Source organism: Mesorhizobium sp. WSM4312 (assembly GCF_002294875.1).
Lineage (GTDB): Bacteria > Pseudomonadota > Alphaproteobacteria > Rhizobiales > Rhizobiaceae > Mesorhizobium.
This window is the reverse complement of record NZ_NSFU01000006.1, coordinates 325,649-341,160: the sequence shown is the minus strand read 5'-3', so window position 1 is coordinate 341,160 and position 15,512 is coordinate 325,649. Positions and strand designations below refer to the sequence as shown.

14 protein-coding genes are annotated in these 15,512 nt (G+C 64.8%); 5 read left to right on the top strand and 9 right to left on the bottom strand.

Features of this window, described 5'->3' with window-relative positions; genetic code table 11:
- Window positions 1–34 precede the first annotated feature (34 nt).
- The 6 genes from CK228_RS12430 to CK228_RS12405 all read right to left on the bottom strand — a co-directional run bounded on the left by CK228_RS12430 (window position 35) and on the right by CK228_RS12405 (window position 8,127).
- A complete protein-coding gene (locus CK228_RS12430; RefSeq protein ID WP_010911999.1) occupies window positions 35–616 on the bottom strand; it encodes a CarD family transcriptional regulator in 582 nt (193 codons plus the stop codon).
- A 370-nt stretch (window positions 617–986) separates the two neighbouring features.
- A complete protein-coding gene (fdxA, locus tag CK228_RS12425) occupies window positions 987–1,325 on the bottom strand; it encodes a ferredoxin FdxA (RefSeq protein WP_008873823.1) in 339 nt (112 codons plus the stop codon).
- A 248-nt stretch (window positions 1,326–1,573) separates the two neighbouring features.
- Window positions 1,574–1,960 carry an RNA-binding S4 domain-containing protein gene (locus CK228_RS12420; protein WP_095772078.1) on the bottom strand — a complete coding sequence of 129 codons (387 nt, stop codon included), beginning with the start codon at window positions 1,958–1,960 and terminating at the stop codon, window positions 1,574–1,576.
- A 15-nt stretch (window positions 1,961–1,975) separates the two neighbouring features.
- The gene (locus CK228_RS12415) at window positions 1,976–5,416 is read right to left on the bottom strand and encodes a helicase-related protein (RefSeq protein ID WP_095788025.1); all 3,441 of its coding nucleotides are present in this window, start codon (window positions 5,414–5,416) and stop codon (window positions 1,976–1,978) included.
- A gap of 711 nt (window positions 5,417–6,127) precedes the next feature.
- Complete coding sequence (gene phbB / locus CK228_RS12410) at window positions 6,128–6,853, bottom strand: acetoacetyl-CoA reductase (protein WP_095788024.1); 726 nt, start codon at window positions 6,851–6,853, stop codon at window positions 6,128–6,130.
- An 89-nt stretch (window positions 6,854–6,942) separates the two neighbouring features.
- Window positions 6,943–8,127, bottom strand: coding sequence for an acetyl-CoA C-acetyltransferase (locus CK228_RS12405; protein ID WP_095788060.1), 1,185 nt, complete (start codon window positions 8,125–8,127; stop codon window positions 6,943–6,945).
- Between the two features lie 302 nt (window positions 8,128–8,429).
- Between CK228_RS12405 and phaR the strand changes: the two genes are divergently transcribed.
- On the top strand, window positions 8,430–9,041 hold the full coding sequence (phaR, locus tag CK228_RS12395) for a polyhydroxyalkanoate synthesis repressor PhaR (RefSeq protein ID WP_095788022.1): 612 nt from the start codon (window positions 8,430–8,432) through the stop codon (window positions 9,039–9,041).
- A gap of 23 nt (window positions 9,042–9,064) precedes the next feature.
- Here the strand turns inward: phaR and CK228_RS12390 are convergent, their stop codons facing one another.
- On the bottom strand, window positions 9,065–9,484 hold the full coding sequence (locus CK228_RS12390) for a rhodanese-like domain-containing protein (RefSeq protein ID WP_095788021.1): 420 nt from the start codon (window positions 9,482–9,484) through the stop codon (window positions 9,065–9,067).
- A 134-nt stretch (window positions 9,485–9,618) separates the two neighbouring features.
- Here CK228_RS12390 and ftrA point away from each other — a divergent pair, with 134 nt between their 5' ends.
- Window positions 9,619–10,596, top strand: coding sequence for a transcriptional regulator FtrA (ftrA, locus tag CK228_RS12385; protein WP_095788059.1), 978 nt, complete (start codon window positions 9,619–9,621; stop codon window positions 10,594–10,596).
- A gap of 49 nt (window positions 10,597–10,645) precedes the next feature.
- Here the strand turns inward: ftrA and CK228_RS12380 are convergent, their stop codons facing one another.
- Window positions 10,646–11,788 carry a citrate synthase gene (locus CK228_RS12380; protein ID WP_095788020.1) on the bottom strand — a complete coding sequence of 381 codons (1,143 nt, stop codon included), beginning with the start codon at window positions 11,786–11,788 and terminating at the stop codon, window positions 10,646–10,648.
- A gap of 93 nt (window positions 11,789–11,881) precedes the next feature.
- Between CK228_RS12380 and CK228_RS12375 the strand changes: the two genes are divergently transcribed.
- Entirely contained in the window at window positions 11,882–12,970 is a 1,089-nt protein-coding gene (locus tag CK228_RS12375; RefSeq protein WP_095788058.1) for a citrate synthase/methylcitrate synthase, read from the top strand.
- Window positions 12,971–13,173: 203 nt separating this feature from the next.
- On the top strand, window positions 13,174–14,304 hold the full coding sequence (locus CK228_RS12370; protein WP_095788057.1) for a patatin-like phospholipase family protein: 1,131 nt from the start codon (window positions 13,174–13,176) through the stop codon (window positions 14,302–14,304).
- Between the two features lie 24 nt (window positions 14,305–14,328).
- On the opposite strand, the gene CK228_RS12365 is transcribed toward CK228_RS12370, so the two are convergent.
- A complete protein-coding gene (locus CK228_RS12365; protein ID WP_095772086.1) occupies window positions 14,329–14,928 on the bottom strand; it encodes a TetR/AcrR family transcriptional regulator in 600 nt (199 codons plus the stop codon).
- Window positions 14,929–15,050: 122 nt separating this feature from the next.
- Between CK228_RS12365 and CK228_RS12360 the strand changes: the two genes are divergently transcribed.
- Window positions 15,051–15,512 carry a (2Fe-2S)-binding protein gene (locus CK228_RS12360; RefSeq protein ID WP_095788019.1) on the top strand — a complete coding sequence of 154 codons (462 nt, stop codon included), beginning with the start codon at window positions 15,051–15,053 and terminating at the stop codon, window positions 15,510–15,512.

Genomic DNA, 15,512 nt, shown 5'->3' with positions numbered 1-15,512 from the left:
GCCGGGTTTTTCGTGAACTTAAAGGCACAAGATCTCAGGCAGCTTCTTCCTGCTCGGCTTCCTCATTGTCGGCCTTGGCGCCGCGCTTAGGGCCCTTATTGAGGTTGACCTCGATCAGGCGCACGGCTTCGGTTTCCGACATGCGGTTGACGGCCGCGATCTCGCGGGCCATGCGGTCGAGTGCCGCCTCGTAAAGCTGACGCTCGGAATAGGACTGCTCCGGCTGGTTGTCGGCGCGGTAGAGGTCGCGCACGACTTCCGAGATGGAGATCAGGTCGCCGGAATTGATCTTGGCATCATATTCCTGGGCGCGGCGCGACCACATGGTGCGCTTGACGCGGGCGCGGCCCTGCACGACCTTCAACGCGCGCTCGACATAATCCTCTTCCGACAGCTTGCGCATGCCAATGGAGGTCGCCTTGGCGACCGGCACCTTCAGGCGCATCTTGTCCTTTTGGAAGTCGATGACGAACAGTTCCAGCTTATGGCCGGCCACTTCCTGCTCGTCGATCGACACGATCTGGCCAACGCCATGCGCCGGATAGACGATGTACTCGCCGGTCTTGAAACCGTGACGCGCACCAGTGGACTTCTTCTGCGGGGTGATCGTTGCCATTACGCCCTGAACTCCTTGTTATGGGCCGGCGGCGGTGCCGGCTGAACTCGTGCGACCGGAGAACCCGATCGTTAGCCGCACAACAGATGAACCCACCGGAAAGGTCGGGACCGGCAAACCGCACGAACTGCGACCGCCTGACCCCAGATCGCTCTGGTCCGGACTGGGATTTTCACCTTTCAGTGATTTGGGGCGTCTGCGCCATAAATCGACGTTGTGTCACCGGCATGTTTCGCTGATGTAGCACAAAAAGTCGGAAGAATCAAGGTTTTGCTGCGTAAGCGAAGGCCACAACCAATCGCCGCCTGTCAAGGCGGTTAATCCGATCTGCCTGTTACCCTGCGTCATACAAGCCTTTACGGCCGCATTGTCAATCGCCTTCGCCGGGCTCGGCGGAGAAGTATTTCTCGAACTTGCCGGCCTCGCCGTCGAAGGTCTTGGCGTCTGCCGGCGGCTCCTTCTTGGCGGTGATGTTGGGCCATTTCTCGGCATATTCGGTGTTGATCTGCAGCCATTTGTCGAGACCTGGCTCGGTGTCGGGCTTGATCGCGTCGGCCGGGCATTCGGGCTCGCAGACGCCGCAGTCGATGCACTCGTCGGGATGGATGACGAGCATGTTCTCGCCTTCATAGAAACAGTCGACCGGACAGACCTCGATGCAGTCCATATATTTGCACTTGATGCAATTGTCGGTCACGACATAGGTCATCGGTCGGCTCCGGGACGTCCCAGCTTAATGGGCCAGTTTTCTTGGGCTTTTTCCGTGAGGTAACGCCTTTGTCTCTCGCTTGCAAGGGTTGCCATGCGCGGCCGCCCCGGCGTTTGCGGAATGGAATTCCAGGCGGCAGGCGCGGCAAGGGCGGCTGATGTCCCGGGAGCATCTTGTTTGCCGGGTTCCGTTCTGCCCTGCGTCCGCCATTGCCCCGGGATCGCGGCCCGCGATCTGGCCGGCAAGCTTCAATCTTCGCCAAGCAGGCGGTCGGTCTGGCGGCGCTCTCTTTTGGTCGGACGGCCGCTGCCGGCCTCGCGCAGCGCCGGCATGGCGTCGGGAAGCGCCTCGCCCTTCGGTGTCGGCGGCGGCGACATATCCTCATAGAGGGTGCGGGCTTCCTCCGCGGGGCCGCGCCGGACACCAGCGCCAAGCACCTTCCAGACGAAAATGCGCCGGTCGAGCGTGATGGTCAGCACATCGCCCGGCTTGACCAGATCGGAGGCCTGCGCTGCTTTGTCGCGATTGATGCGCACGCGCCCGGCGACGACGAGCTTCGCCGCGAGCGAGCGCGATTTCACCGCGCGCGAGAAGAACAGCCATTTGTCGATGCGCTGGCGGCCTTCGGCAACCATCGGACCCTACCGAGCCTACTTCTTCAACTGGTCGCGCAAGGCGGCGAGCTTGGCGAACGGCGAATCCGGATCGAAGCGCACCGGACGTTCCTCGCGCGGCTTCGGCTGGAAAGCAGGCTTTGCGCCCCCCTTGCCGCGATCGGGACCGCCCTTGCCCTCGGGCCGGCCACCCTTCCAGTCGGGTCGGCCTTCGCGACGCTCGCCCTGCGGGCGGCCGTCACGGCGCTGTTCGCCTTCACCCTGTGGTTTGGGCTTGAACTTCGAACGGTCGAAGCGCGGCTTGCCGGCGCCATCGCGACGCCCCTCATGAGCGGGACGTTCGCCGGGCGCGCCGGTGGTTTGAGCAGCGACGGCCTCGGCCGGCGCATTGCCACGGCCGCGCGCTTGTCCGTTGCGCTGGCGGTTGTTGCGGCCTTCGTGATGGCGGGGGCGCTGTTCGAAACGGCCCTGGCGCCACAGCATGATCGGCTTGGGCACTTCGGCTTCGGCGATGGGCTCGCTGGTCTCACCCTCCCCTTCGTGGGGAGGGTCGGCGCGCGGCGCCGGGGTGGGGGGAGCGGCGGTGCCGTCGGCACTGCCTGAATCGTTGGCTTCATCGCCACCACGTGCATCGTCGGCGCTGTCACCCCCACCCGCGTCGCTTCGCGCCGCGACCCCCCCCATCGAGGGGGAGGTAAGGGCGCTATCGCTTTCGGCGACAGCAACGTCAGCAACGGCTTCCGCCACGAGCGGAACTTCTTGCGCGGCTTCTGCCGGAGCTTCTTCCGCGGCAGGCTCTGCCCTCGTTTCCGCGACGACCTCGGCCGGCGCTTCGACGGCGGCCTCGGCGGCTGCCGGCTCCGAACCCTCGACCGCCGCCTCCGCGTCCGCGTCCGTAGCGGCGGCTTCGGCTGCCTTGGCCTGCTCGGCGCGCGCGGCTTCTTCCGCCGCAAGTTTCGCGGCGGCAGCTTCCCGCGCGGCGGTGTCCTGCGCCTCGAGCCGTGCTTTGACCTCCGCCGCCTGCTTCGGCTCGGCGCGGTAGCCGAGGCCCTTGAGGATCTCTTCCATGTCGTCGGCGGTGGCACCGAGGATCGACATCATCGGCGGCGTCACCATGAAGGAATGGCCGTCATAGGCGCCGTCCGGGCGCTGGCCGAGGCCGGGCTTCCAGTTGGTTGCCGGACGGATGAGGTCCGCCAGCCGCTCCAATATGTCGACGCGCACGGCGCGGCGGCCGAGATTGCGATAGCCGGCCAGCTTGTAGAAAGCCTTGTCGAAGGCAGGATCGATGACCACGGAGGTGCGGCCGGACGCCAGCGCGTGGACGACGTCGCCGAAACCAGGCTTGTCCTTGCCGTCGTTCTTCAGCGCCCACAGCAAGGTCACCAGCCCGGCGGGGGCCGGCTTGATCAGTGCCGGCACGAAGACATGGTAGGCGCCGAAGCGCACACCGAGCCGGCGAAGGGCCGCGCGGCCCTCCTGGTCGAGCGACTTCATCTCCTCGGCGATATCGCGGCGGTTGATGAGGCCGAAATTCTCGACCAGCTGGAAAGCGATGCCTCGGCCGATGCCGGAAATCTGCTCGGCGTTCTTCAGGTCGACCAGTGGCTTCAGCAGCGTTTCGATCTGGAAGTTGACGAAGCGTTCGGCGCGCGCGGCGACCTTGTCGCGTGCGGGGCCGGTCAGCTGTTCGTCGGCCAGCAGCACGAGGCGCGGCTTCAGCGCGTCTTCGCCGGAAACCAGCGTGCCGATCGGCGCGCCGATCCAGCGCAGCGTGCCGTCCGAGCCAAGCGCCAGGTCGCCATTGGCGCAGGCGCCGAAGCGTTCGGCGCGCGCCTCGAACTCGGCGGCCAGCGCCTTTTGCGCGGCCGTGCGCACGGCCTTGGCGTCTTCGCCGCCGGCGGTCTGGTCGGCGGTGAAGCGGAACCCTTGCAACTCGCCGACATGGTGGCCTTCGACAAGGACGGTTCCGGTAGGACTGATTTCGGCTTCAGGCATGGTATTTTCTCTAAGGCGCCGCATGAGGACGGAAGTCCTGCGGTCTACGAAGCGTTTCGTCAACCGCTCATGCAGCGCATCCGACAATCTGTCTTCGATTTCGCGCGTCTTTTCCTGCCAGTGTGCCTGATCGGCCAGCCAGCCGGGCCGGTTCGACACGAATGTCCAGGTGCGGATCTGGGCAATACGGTGCGACAGCGTGTCGATGTCGCCCTCGGTGGTGTCGGCGCGGCGCACCTGCTCGGCCATGTAGTTCTCGTCGACATGGCCATGACGGGCAAGGTCCATGTAGATGGAGGCGATCAGGTCGGCGTGCTGGGCAGGCGCGATCTTCCTGTAGTCGGGCAGTGCGCAGGCTTCCCACAGCAGCGCGACGCGCTTTGCATCGGTGGCGAGCGCGCGGATGTCATCGTCGCGGGAGAGATATTCGAGCGCCTGTGCGTCGACCGCCGGCAGGGCGCGCGTCAAGCCCTCGACCGGGGCGTTGGTCTCGATCGAGCGCTTGAGCGTATCGAGGCTGCCGAAGTCGAAATGCGCGGTGCGCCACTGCAGCACCTTCACCGGATCGAAGTCGTGGCCCTCGATCTTCTTGACCAGTTCTTCGTCGAGCGGGTCGACCTGGCCAGTGACGCCGAACGTGCCGTCGCGCAGATGCCGGCCGGCGCGGCCGGCGATCTGGCCAAGCTCGGCCGCCGTCAAGTTGCGGTACTGGTAGCCGTCGAATTTACGGTTCTGGGCGAAGGCGACATGGTCGAGATCGAGATTGAGACCCATGCCGATGGCGTCGGTGGCGACGAGATAGTCGACATCGCCGGACTGGAACAGCGCCACCTGGGCGTTGCGAGTGCGCGGCGATAGCGCGCCGAGCACGACGGCGGCACCGCCCTGCTGGCGGCGGATCAGCTCGGCGATGGCGTAGACCTCGTCGGCGGAAAAGGCGACGATCGCGGTACGGCGCGGCAAGCGGGTCAGTTTCTTCGAACCGGCATAGGCCAGATGCGACAGCCGCGGCCGCGTCACCACCGAGACGCCCTTCAGCAGGCGCTGCAGGATGCCGTGCATGGTGGCGGCACCCAGCAGCAGCGTCTCCTGGCGGCCGCGCAAATGCAGGATGCGGTCGGTGAAGATGTGGCCGCGCTCGAGGTCGCCGGCGAGCTGCACCTCGTCGATGGCGACGAAGGCGGCGTCTGTCTCGCGCGGCATGGCCTCGACGGTGCAGACCGAATATTTCGCGCCGGGCGGCTGGATCTTCTCCTCGCCGGTGATCAGCGCGACCTTGTGGGCGCCGACCTTTTCGCAGACGCGTGTGTAGACTTCGCGGGCCAGCAGCCTGAGCGGCAGGCCGATGACGCCGGTTTCGTGCGCCACCATGCGCTCGATGGCGAGATGGGTCTTGCCGGTGTTGGTCGGCCCAAGCACGGCGGTCACGTCGCGGCCCGACAGGATCAGCGGCTCAGTGTGTTTCGGCTGGATGTTCATCGACCTGGAAATAAGGCTTTCTGGCCTCTGGTTGTCGGGAGCGTGCCTCAACTGGCGCGTATGACAGGCGACACATAGGGATTTCGGGCGCGAAGCGAAAGCGGAATGTTCCACCGGCGGCTCGAATGCAACTCTGTCTGGCGCTAAATTGGCTGCAGCTTAACTGATGGAACGAGTCTGGAACGAATCGGCGACGAATCGGCGACTCGCTCAGATTCAGCTTTTGTTCACGGCTACATATGGATTTTATGAGCCTGAGTCTCACCACATGCTGAATCATCGAACTGGCCCGTTTTATGCTGGCGGGCCTCGTCCTTAACTTTTGCCGGCAAATGAACGAAGCATCTCGATGGCTGTCGCTCAACATTATGAAATTGTTAATCTTTCTGAATTTGTCGTTAATGAAACACGGCTGAATCCCGGGCATTAACGTTAACTTCCGCCCAAAGCCGGAACGAATCGGCGACAAATCAGCGCCGGCGGCATTTTCCCGTTTTGTTCCGTCAATATCTTGTGTTGTGAACAGCTTATCCACCGAGGATTCACAGGCTTGCCCACAGGGTTCGCACAGGCGGCGCTGCCGCCATTAACCTTTGCGTGCCGGATTGGGGCATTGCGCCGCAGCGGGGCGTCCAGGGCTCCAGGCCTCCATTGAAAACGGACCGGTTTCCCGGTCCGTTCGTCGCGGGATGTGAGCCACCGTCAGACGTCTCAGGCGAAGTACTGGCCGCCATTGGCGGTGATGGTCGAGCCGGTGATGAAGCCGGCATCCTGCGAGGCGAGGAAGACGACGCAGCGCGCGATCTCTTCCGGCTCGCCGAGGCGGCCGACAGGGATCTGCGGCAGGATGCGCTCGTTGAGCACCTTCTCGTCGATGGCCTTGACCATTTCGGTGGCGATGTAGCCGGGGCAGATGACGTTGACGGTGATGCCCGCGCGAGCCCCCTCTTGGGCGAGCGCCTTCGAGAAGCCGATGTCGCCGGCCTTGGCGGCGGAATAATTGACCTGGCCGGCCTGGCCCTTCTGGCCGTTGATCGAGGAGATGGTGATGACGCGGCCGAATTTGCGCTCGCGCATGCCGTTCCACAGCGGATGCGTCATGTTGAAAACACCCGACAGGTTGGTGTCGATGACTTCTTTCCACTGGTCGCGGGTGATCTTGTGGAACATGGCATCGCGGGTGATGCCTGCGTTGTTGACCAGCACCGAGACCGGGCCGAGGTCGGCCTCGACCTGTTTGACGCCGGCGGCGCAAGCGTCATACTCGGCGACCGACCATTTGTAGACCGGAATGCCGGTCTCGGCCTTGAATTTCGCCGCCGCTTCGTCGTTGCCGGCGTAGTTCGCGGCAACCGAATAGCCTGCGGTCTTCAAAGCGATCGAGATCGCCGCGCCGATGCCGCGCGATCCGCCCGTGACGATTGCAACCTTGGTCATGCATTTCCCCTTTTGATATCGCCCTGTTTTCGGGCTTGGCAGGCACTGGATATTGAACGGGCGGCTCGCGCCGCCCGGTCATCGTTTTCTCAGAGCGCTTCAACGCACATGGCGACGCCCATGCCGCCGCCGATGCACAGCGTCGCGAGGCCCTTCTTGGCGCCGCGGCGGCGCATCTCGTGGACCAGCGTGTTGAAGACGCGGGCGCCCGAGGCGCCGATCGGATGGCCGATGGCGATGGCGCCGCCATTGACGTTGACGATCGAGGGATCCCAGCCCATGCCCTTGTTGACGGCGCAGGCCTGCGCGGCAAATGCCTCGTTGGCCTCGACCAGCTCGAGATCGCCGACCGACCAGCCGGCCTTCTCCAAAGCCCTGCGCGAGGCGGGGATCGGGCCGGTTCCCATGATCGCCGGATCGACGCCGGCGGTTGCCCAGGACGCGATGCGCGCCAGCGGGGTGATGCCGCGCCTTGCGGCCTCCACTTCGCTCATCAGCAGCGCGCCGGCCGCTCCGTCATTGATGCCGGAGGCGTTGGCGGCGGTCACCGTGCCGTCCTTGTCGAAGGCCGGCTTCAGCTTGGTCATAGCGTCAAGCGTGGCGCCGTGGCGGATGTATTCGTCCTGATCGACAATGGTGTCGCCCTTCTTGCCCTTGATGGTGAAGGCGACGATTTCGTCCTTGAATTTGCCGGCCTTCTGCGCGGCCTCGGCCTTGTTCTGCGAGGCCAGCGCGAACTGGTCCTGATCGTCCCGGGTGATCTGGAACTGGCGGGCGACGTTTTCGGCGGTGTTGCCCATGTGGTAGCCGTTGAAGGCGTCCCACAGGCCGTCCTTGATCATGGTGTCGATCATCTTGTAGTCGCCCATCTTGACGCCGGCGCGCAGGTGCTCGGCGTGCGGCGACAGCGACATCGATTCCTGTCCGCCGGCAACGATCACCTTGGCGTCACCGGTGGCGATCTGCTGCATGCCGAGCGCGATGGCGCGCAGGCCCGAGCCGCAAACCTGGTTGAGGCCCCAGGCGGTGGTCTCCTTGGGCAGGCCGGCAATGATCGAGGCCTGGCGGGCCGGGTTCTGGCCCTGGGCCGCGGTCAGCACCTGGCCGAGGATGACCTCGTCGACCTCGGCTGCCTCGACGCCCGCGCGCGCCAAAAGCTCCTTGATGACGACAGCGCCGAGTTCATGCGCCGGCGTGGCCGCGAAAGCACCGTTGAAGGAGCCGACGGCCGTGCGCGCGGCACTGGCGACAACGATGGAATTGGCAGAGGACATTTTCTTCTCCAGACTTCGAGCTGTCGTGTTTTCAGGCATTGTTGGCAACTTTTCTTGCCCTTTCCATGACCCAAGTCAAACCGGAAATCGGCATGGCGCCCATGCACGCCAAGCAGGTCGCGCGCCGCCGCGCCGGCGGACTGGCCGCTGCTGCGCAGCATATTTCGCCTGCTATGCAGCATTATATGATCCCGCACTGCACAAACTGCTTGGAATTATGAGGCTTTTGCGCATATCCTCAAAAAGGGCGCAATCGTTACCGGCTGCTTACTCAGGCGTGCCGGTGTCCGGGGAGGATGCAGATGGCCGCAAAAGACGACCCGATCATTATCAAGAAATACGCCAATCGCCGCCTCTATAATACGGGGACGAGCACCTATGTGACGCTCGAGGATCTGGCCGACATGGTCAAGAAGGGCGAGGAGTTCACCGTCCAGGACGCCAAGACAGGCGACGACATCACGCATCCGGTGCTGACCCAGATCATTTTCGAGCTAGAGAACAAGGATGGGCAGAACATGCTGCCGATCCCGTTCCTGCGCCAACTGATCGCCTTCTACGGCGACCAGATGCAGATGATCGTGCCGAGCTTCCTTGAACAGTCGATGATCGCCTTCTCCAAGGAGCAGGAGCGCTTTCGCGAGCAGATGAAGGGCGCCATCGGCAAGTCGCCGCTCGATGTGATGAAGATGGCGACGCCGATCAAGGCGCTGGAAGAGCAGACCCGCCGCAATATGGAAATGTTCCAGAACGCGATGCGGCTGTTCACGCCTTTCCCGCCCGCGGGCTCAGCGCCGGCCGCGGCCCCCGCCGAACCGGCCAGGAAGGACGCGCCGCCGGAGAAATCCGACGATCTGCAGCAGCTGAAGGACCAGATCGCGGCCATGCAGCGCAAGCTCGACACGATGTCGTGAGCCGGCCAGCCGGCAAGGCCAAGTCATGCTTGTAGAACGCCAGGCTCCCTGCTCGAGGCGAAAGGAAGCCCTTCGTCCTGCCAGCCTGAAATGCCGCCGATCATGATCTTGACCGGCAGCCCGAGGCTGGCCAGTTTGAAGGCCGCCCGGTCCGCGCCATTGCAATGCGGCCCGGCGCAATAGACCACGAACAGCGTGCCTGCCGGCCACTCTGCCATCCGCTCGGCCGATATTTCGCGGTGCGGCAGGTGCAGCGCGCCCGGCACATGGCGGCGCTCATAGGCATCGGGCGAACCGACCACGTGCAAAAGCACGAAGTCCGGCTCTCCGCCGCGCATTGCCGCGGCAACGTCCGAACAGTCGGTCTCGACAGAAAGCCGGCGCAGGAAATGGTCGCGCGCGATCTCCGGCGAGGCCGCTGGAACGTCTGTCACATAGCTCATCAAGGATCTCCATCGCCGATGGAGCTGGCCTCCATCGTTTACGGATGGAGCTTGTCTCCATCGCTGATGGAGTTGAGGTAGCGCACCGGGCCTGGCGATTGCAGCTGGCAGCTTTGCCATATATCGTCAAGATCATGCCAAACATGCCTCCTGCCAACCCACTGGTCGTTGCCGTCGCCTATGACGGGCTGTGCACGTTCGAGTTCGGCGTGGCGGCCGAGATGTTCGCCTTGCCCAGACCGGAGATGGGCGCGGATTGGTACCGTTTTGCCGTCGCCGGCATCGATGCGGGCGAAATGCGTGCGATGGGCGGCGTGCGCATCGTCGCCGATGGCGGACCCGATCTGATCGGCGAGGCCGGCACGGTGATCGTGCCGGGATGGCGCGGCGTGGACTGTCCGGTGCCGCCATTGCTGATCGAGGCGCTTCGCAAGGCCAGCGAGCGGGGCGCACGCATCCTGTCCATCTGCTCGGGCGTCTTCGTGCTCGCTGCGGCCGGCCTGCTGTCAGGCAAGAAGGCAACCACGCATTGGCGCTACAGCGACAGGTTGAGGGAGATGTATCCCGACATCACCGTGGTCCCTGACGTTTTGTACATCGATGAGGGAAACGTGCTGACATCGGCCGGCAGTGCTGCGGGCATCGACCTTTGCCTGCATCTGGTGCGGCGCGACTTCGGCACCAAGGCGGCCAATATGGTGGCACGCCGCCTGGTCGTGCCGCCGCATCGCGACGGCGGCCAGGCGCAATATGTCGAAAGTTCGGTTCCCGAGCCGCACGAACGCGGCCGGCTTGGACCGTTGATCGACAGAATGCGCGCGGATATTTCCGCCGACTACCCCGTTGCCACCCTGGCCAGTCTTGCCGGGATGAGCGAGCGGACATTTTTGCGCCGGTTCGCGGCCGCGACCGGTGTCACGCCGGCGCGCTGGCTGCTTTCGGAGCGGCTTTCGCGGGCGCGCACTTTGCTGGAAGACACGAGCATGCCGATCGAGCGGATTGCCGAGACCGCCGGCTTTGGCGCGGCGGCGACGCTGCGGCATCATTTCCGCCGGCAATTCGCCACGACGCCCGCTGCGTACCGGACGCGGTTCGGGACCAACTCCGCTTGACGGCTGACAAAGTTGAGCCCGGGTCGAAACCGCATCAGGCAAAACGCTGTCAGGGCAACAGCCCTTCATAGCGGCCGCGTGGCCTGATGATGCTGCCGCTCATGATCTGTTCGACCATATGGGCTGCCCAGCCGACGCTGCGCCCGAGCGCGAACAGATGGAACGGCGCATCGCGCGGCAGCCCGAGGCCGCGCGTCAGCACGGCCAGGGCAAAATCGATATTCGGCTGGGCGCCGGTCGCTGCGATGGCGGCGATCTCCAGCAACCGCAAGGTCTCATCGGTGTTGCCGATGGCTGCCAGGAGCGCCGTGGCCCGCGGATCGCCCTCGGGATAGAGTTGGTGGCCGAACCCCGGCAGCGGCCGGTCGTGGCCGAGCCAGCGCCGGACCGCGGCGTCGGCGCCGTGCCGCGCCGCATCTTCAGCAAGTTGCATCACCGCTTCGCCGGCACCGCCATGGCGCGGTCCCGAGAGTGTTGCCAGGCCCGCCAGCAGGCAAGCGGCGGGCGAGGCGCCGGTGGAGGCCGCGACGCGGGCCGCGAAGGTCGATGCATTCAGCTCGTGATCGGCGAGCAGCACAAGGGCGCGCCGGATCGCATCGGCGCCACCCTCATCGACCGACCAGCCCCGTGCCAATCGCCGGTGCACCGGATCCGGCCCCGCTTCGGCACCGAGGGCGCCGGCCAGCACGCCGATTGCGCGCGCGGCGTCGGCACATAGCGAGGCGGCGCTGCGTCCAAGCGAAGGCCGAGCCTGGCCGGCCAGCAAGGCAAGTTGCGCGAAGGCCGGGGCGCGGCCGGAGTGGCGTGGCGCATCCGGCAGCGGCGCTTCGAAGCGGACCGGTTCAGGCAGAGCCCAAAGCACAGCGGCGGTTTCTTCCAGCGTGGCATGGTCGGACAGCAGGGCGGCGTCCTGGCCCCGATAGATGAGGCGACCGTGCCAGACGGTCGAAATCGCCGTTGCGATCGACGGCTCGCCCCAGGCAATCGCGCTTTCGGCGATGGCCGAGGGGCTGCGTCCGCGCGCCCGGCGTGTTGCCAGCGCCGCGATGTCGTCGGCGCGATACTGGCTGCGGCGTGGATCGGCACGGTCGGGACGCATGCCGATGCGCCCGCGGCTGACATAGGCATAGAGCGTCTGCGGCCTTACCCGCAGCCTTTCCAACGCCTCTTCCCGGGACAGCCATTCCGACATTTTCGGCTCTGATATTGATTCTATTGATCAAGATTGATGCTTGGGTTGACCAGCCTTATCTCCGATCGGCAAAAGCTTCAAGGAGACAAGGTCATGGCGAATGGGCTCGATGATGTGGTGGCGGCCGAAACCGTGCTGTCCGACGTGGATGGTCTGGGCGGCCGACTGACGATCCGTGGTCATTCGCTGGCGGAACTGGCCGGACGATGGAACTTTCCGCAGGTCGTCCGGCTGTTGCTCGACGGCTTCTTCGAGGATCTGCCTGGCGATACCGAACTGGCGGCGCAACTGGGCGAGGCGCGTGTCGAGGTGTTCGAGCGGACCCTTCCTTCGCTGTCGCTGCTGGCACCACTCGAAATCTATAGTGCCATGCGCGCCGGCATGGCTCTGCTGCCAGACGGCGAAACATTGGCGGACGCGCTGCGGCTGATCGCGGCGCCCGCCGTGGTGACGCCTGCCTTGCTGCGCCTGCAGCGCGGCGAGCAGCCAGTCGCGCCGGATGGCAAGGCCGGCCATGCCGCCGACATGTTGCGCATGCTCCGGGGTTCCGCTCCGTCGCCGGCATTGGCAAAAACGCTCGACACCTATCTGGTGACCGTCTGCGACCACGGCCTCAACGCCTCGACCTTCGCCACGCGCGTCGTTGCTTCGACATTGGCCGGCCTGACCTCGTCGGTGCTGGCCGGGCTCGGCGCGCTCAAGGGGCCGCTGCATGGCGGCGCGCCCGGCCCGGTGATCGAGATGCTCGATGCGATCGAGGCACATGGCGACGCGGCCGGCTGGCTGCGCAACGAGATCGCGCATGGCAGGCGGATCATGGGGTTCGGCCATCGCATCTACCGTGTGCGCGATCCGCGCGCCGATGTGCTGAAAGCGGTCGTGCGACAGCTTGGCGGCGAGGGCGAGACCGGCCGCCGGCTGGCTTTCGCCGAGGAGGTCGAAAAGACGGCGCTCGAGGTGTTGCGGATCGCCAAGCCGCAGCGCTCGCTGCAGACCAATGTCGAATTCTACACCGCGCTGGTGCTCGAAGCGGCGGGTTTCCCGCCACAGGCCTTCAGCAATGTCTTCGCCGCCGGTCGCGTTGCCGGCTGGATCGCGCATGCGCGCGAGCAGCAGACGACCGGACGGCTGATCCGTCCGCAATCGCGTTATGTCGGCCCGGTGCCCGATTTGGTCGCCTAGGCATCCCTGACCTGAGGACACAGCCTCTCCGCTTCAAGCGGAGGGGCCTTTCTCTCATGGCGGAAATTTCATGTGATCACGCGACCGTGTTCGTGTTCTTGCCTTGGTCCGTCCTTATATGCTGCACTGCAACATGGGCCGCCGATAGCTGCTTCCTTCCGTGACGTAGAGGCAGGTTGGCGCATAAGGACGACAGGAACGCCATGACGAAGAACGGCAAGGCGGAGGAAAGCAAGAAGATCAACATCGCGCTTCAGGGTGGCGGCTCGCATGGCGCCTTTTCCTGGGGCGTCCTCGACCGGCTGCTGGAGGACGGCAGGCTGGAGATATCGGCGGTTTCCGGCACCAGCGCCGGCGCCATGAACGCGGTGGCGCTGGCCGATGGATTCGTGCGTGGCGGGGTCGAGGGCGCGCGCAAGAAGCTCGACGATTTCTGGCGTGCGGTGGCGGCAAAGGGCCGGTTCAGCCCGGTGCAGCGCATGCCGTGGGACGTCGCCTGGGGCAATTGGTCGATCGAGAACACGCCGGGCTATGTGTTCTTCGACACCATGTCGCGGGTATTCTCGCCCTATGTCGCCAATCCGCTGGGCCTCAATCCGCTGCGCGACGTGGTGGCGCAGGAGATCGACTTCAAAAATGTCCGCGCCTGCAAGTCGATGGAGCTGTTCATCTCGGCCACCAATGTCGAGACCGGGCAGCTGCGGGTCTTTTCCGATGGCGAGATCGACCTCGACACGGTGATGGCCTCGGCCTGCCTGCCGCAATTGTTCCGCGCCGTCGAGATCAAGGGCGTGCCCTATTGGGATGGCGGCTATGGCGGCAACCCGGCGCTCTATCCGTTCTTCAAGACGGCGGCGACCGAGGATGTGCTGCTGGTGCAGATCAATCCGGTGGTGCGCGAAGGAACGCCCAGAAGCGCCAACGAGATCCAGAACCGCATCGACGAAATCACCTTCAATGCCGGGCTGCTGCGCGAATTCCGCTCGATCGCCTTCGTCAAGGAACTGATCGCCGCCGGCCGGCTGCCGCATGGCGAGTATCGCGACATCCGGATGCACCGCATCGATGCCGACGAGGCGTTCAAGGACCTGTCGGCGTCATCGAAGGTCAATGCCGAATGGGCTTTCCTGACCTATCTGCGCGATCTCGGCCGCACCGCCGCCAGCGACTGGCTGGAAGAAAACTACGATGCCGTCGGCAAGCGGCCGACGCTCGATCTCTCCGGTGAACTCGATGACGGCTTCAAGCCGGTGCGCGGCCCCGCACCCGGTCGGCGGGTCAAGGAATTTCTTGCAGCGCGCAAGAACCCCGAGGCGGAGCGCCGCCGGGCCTGAGCGGAACCCCGACACATCTCGGCTTCATCCGGCTTTCAGCGCCAGGTCGATCACCTTGACCAGGGCGGCGGCCGCCTGCCGCTGCCCCTCAGGATCGCTGATCCGCGCTTTCATGCCTTCCAGCCCATCGAGCAGCATGTCGGCAAGCAGTTGCGTCGACAGGCCCCTGGCCGCCAGATCGACGCCGTTCCTGGCCGCCTCGCCATGAATAGCGGCGGCGATATGTTCGACAAGAGCGCCGCGCCAGCAGCCGACCAGATCGCCGAGGCTCGATTTCATGTCCAGCAATTCGGCGCCATGCGGCGAAGCAACGACGGCGCTCATCATCGAGATGAAAGCTTCGTCGATGGCTCGCATGATGCGCTCGGTGAAAACACCATCGCCGGCCAGAGCCATTTTTGCCGCCGCGACCGAGCGCGACAGCACCATCATGGCGATGGCACGGAAAATGTCGGTCTTGTTCTTGAACTGAAGATAAAGCGCCGGACGCGACATGTCGGCGGCGCGGGCGATGTCGTCCATGGTGGTGCGGGTGAAGCCATAGGCCAAAAACACCTTCATTGCGCCATCCAGGATACGGACGCGTTTGGGGTCGGCGGCGGCGATGTCTTCGTTCTGATTCATGCAGCAACACTATCCTGCAAAATCTCAATTGACAAAATGACGTAATTTGTCAATCTGTTTGAAGGGAAAGCGACCCAAGGCTCTTCGCCCTCGGGCCGTGGACGACAACAAAGGGTATCCCCATGCGCCTCACCGTCGACGGGCAGTCATTCGACATCGACGTCGATCCGGACATGCCGCTGTTGTGGGCACTGCGCGATCTCATCGGCAAGACAGGACCGAAGTTCGGCTGCGGCATTGCCGCATGCGGCGCCTGCACCGTGCATGTCGATGGTCAGCCGGTGCGCTCCTGCTCGCTTCCGGTCGGCCAGGTCGACGGCGCTGTCACCACCATCGAAGGCATCGGCACGGCGGACAGGCCGCATCCTGTGCAGCAGGCATGGCTGGAGGAACAAGTCGTGCAATGCGGCTACTGCCAGGCCGGCCAGATCATGAGCGCGGTGGCGCTGCTTGACGAGGTCGCCGACCCGAGCGACGCCGATATCGACAACGCCATGGGTGGCAATCTCTGCCGCTGCGGCACCTATCCCAAGATCCGCTCAGCCATCCGGAAGGCTGCGGCGCTCAAGACGGCGGGGCTCTGA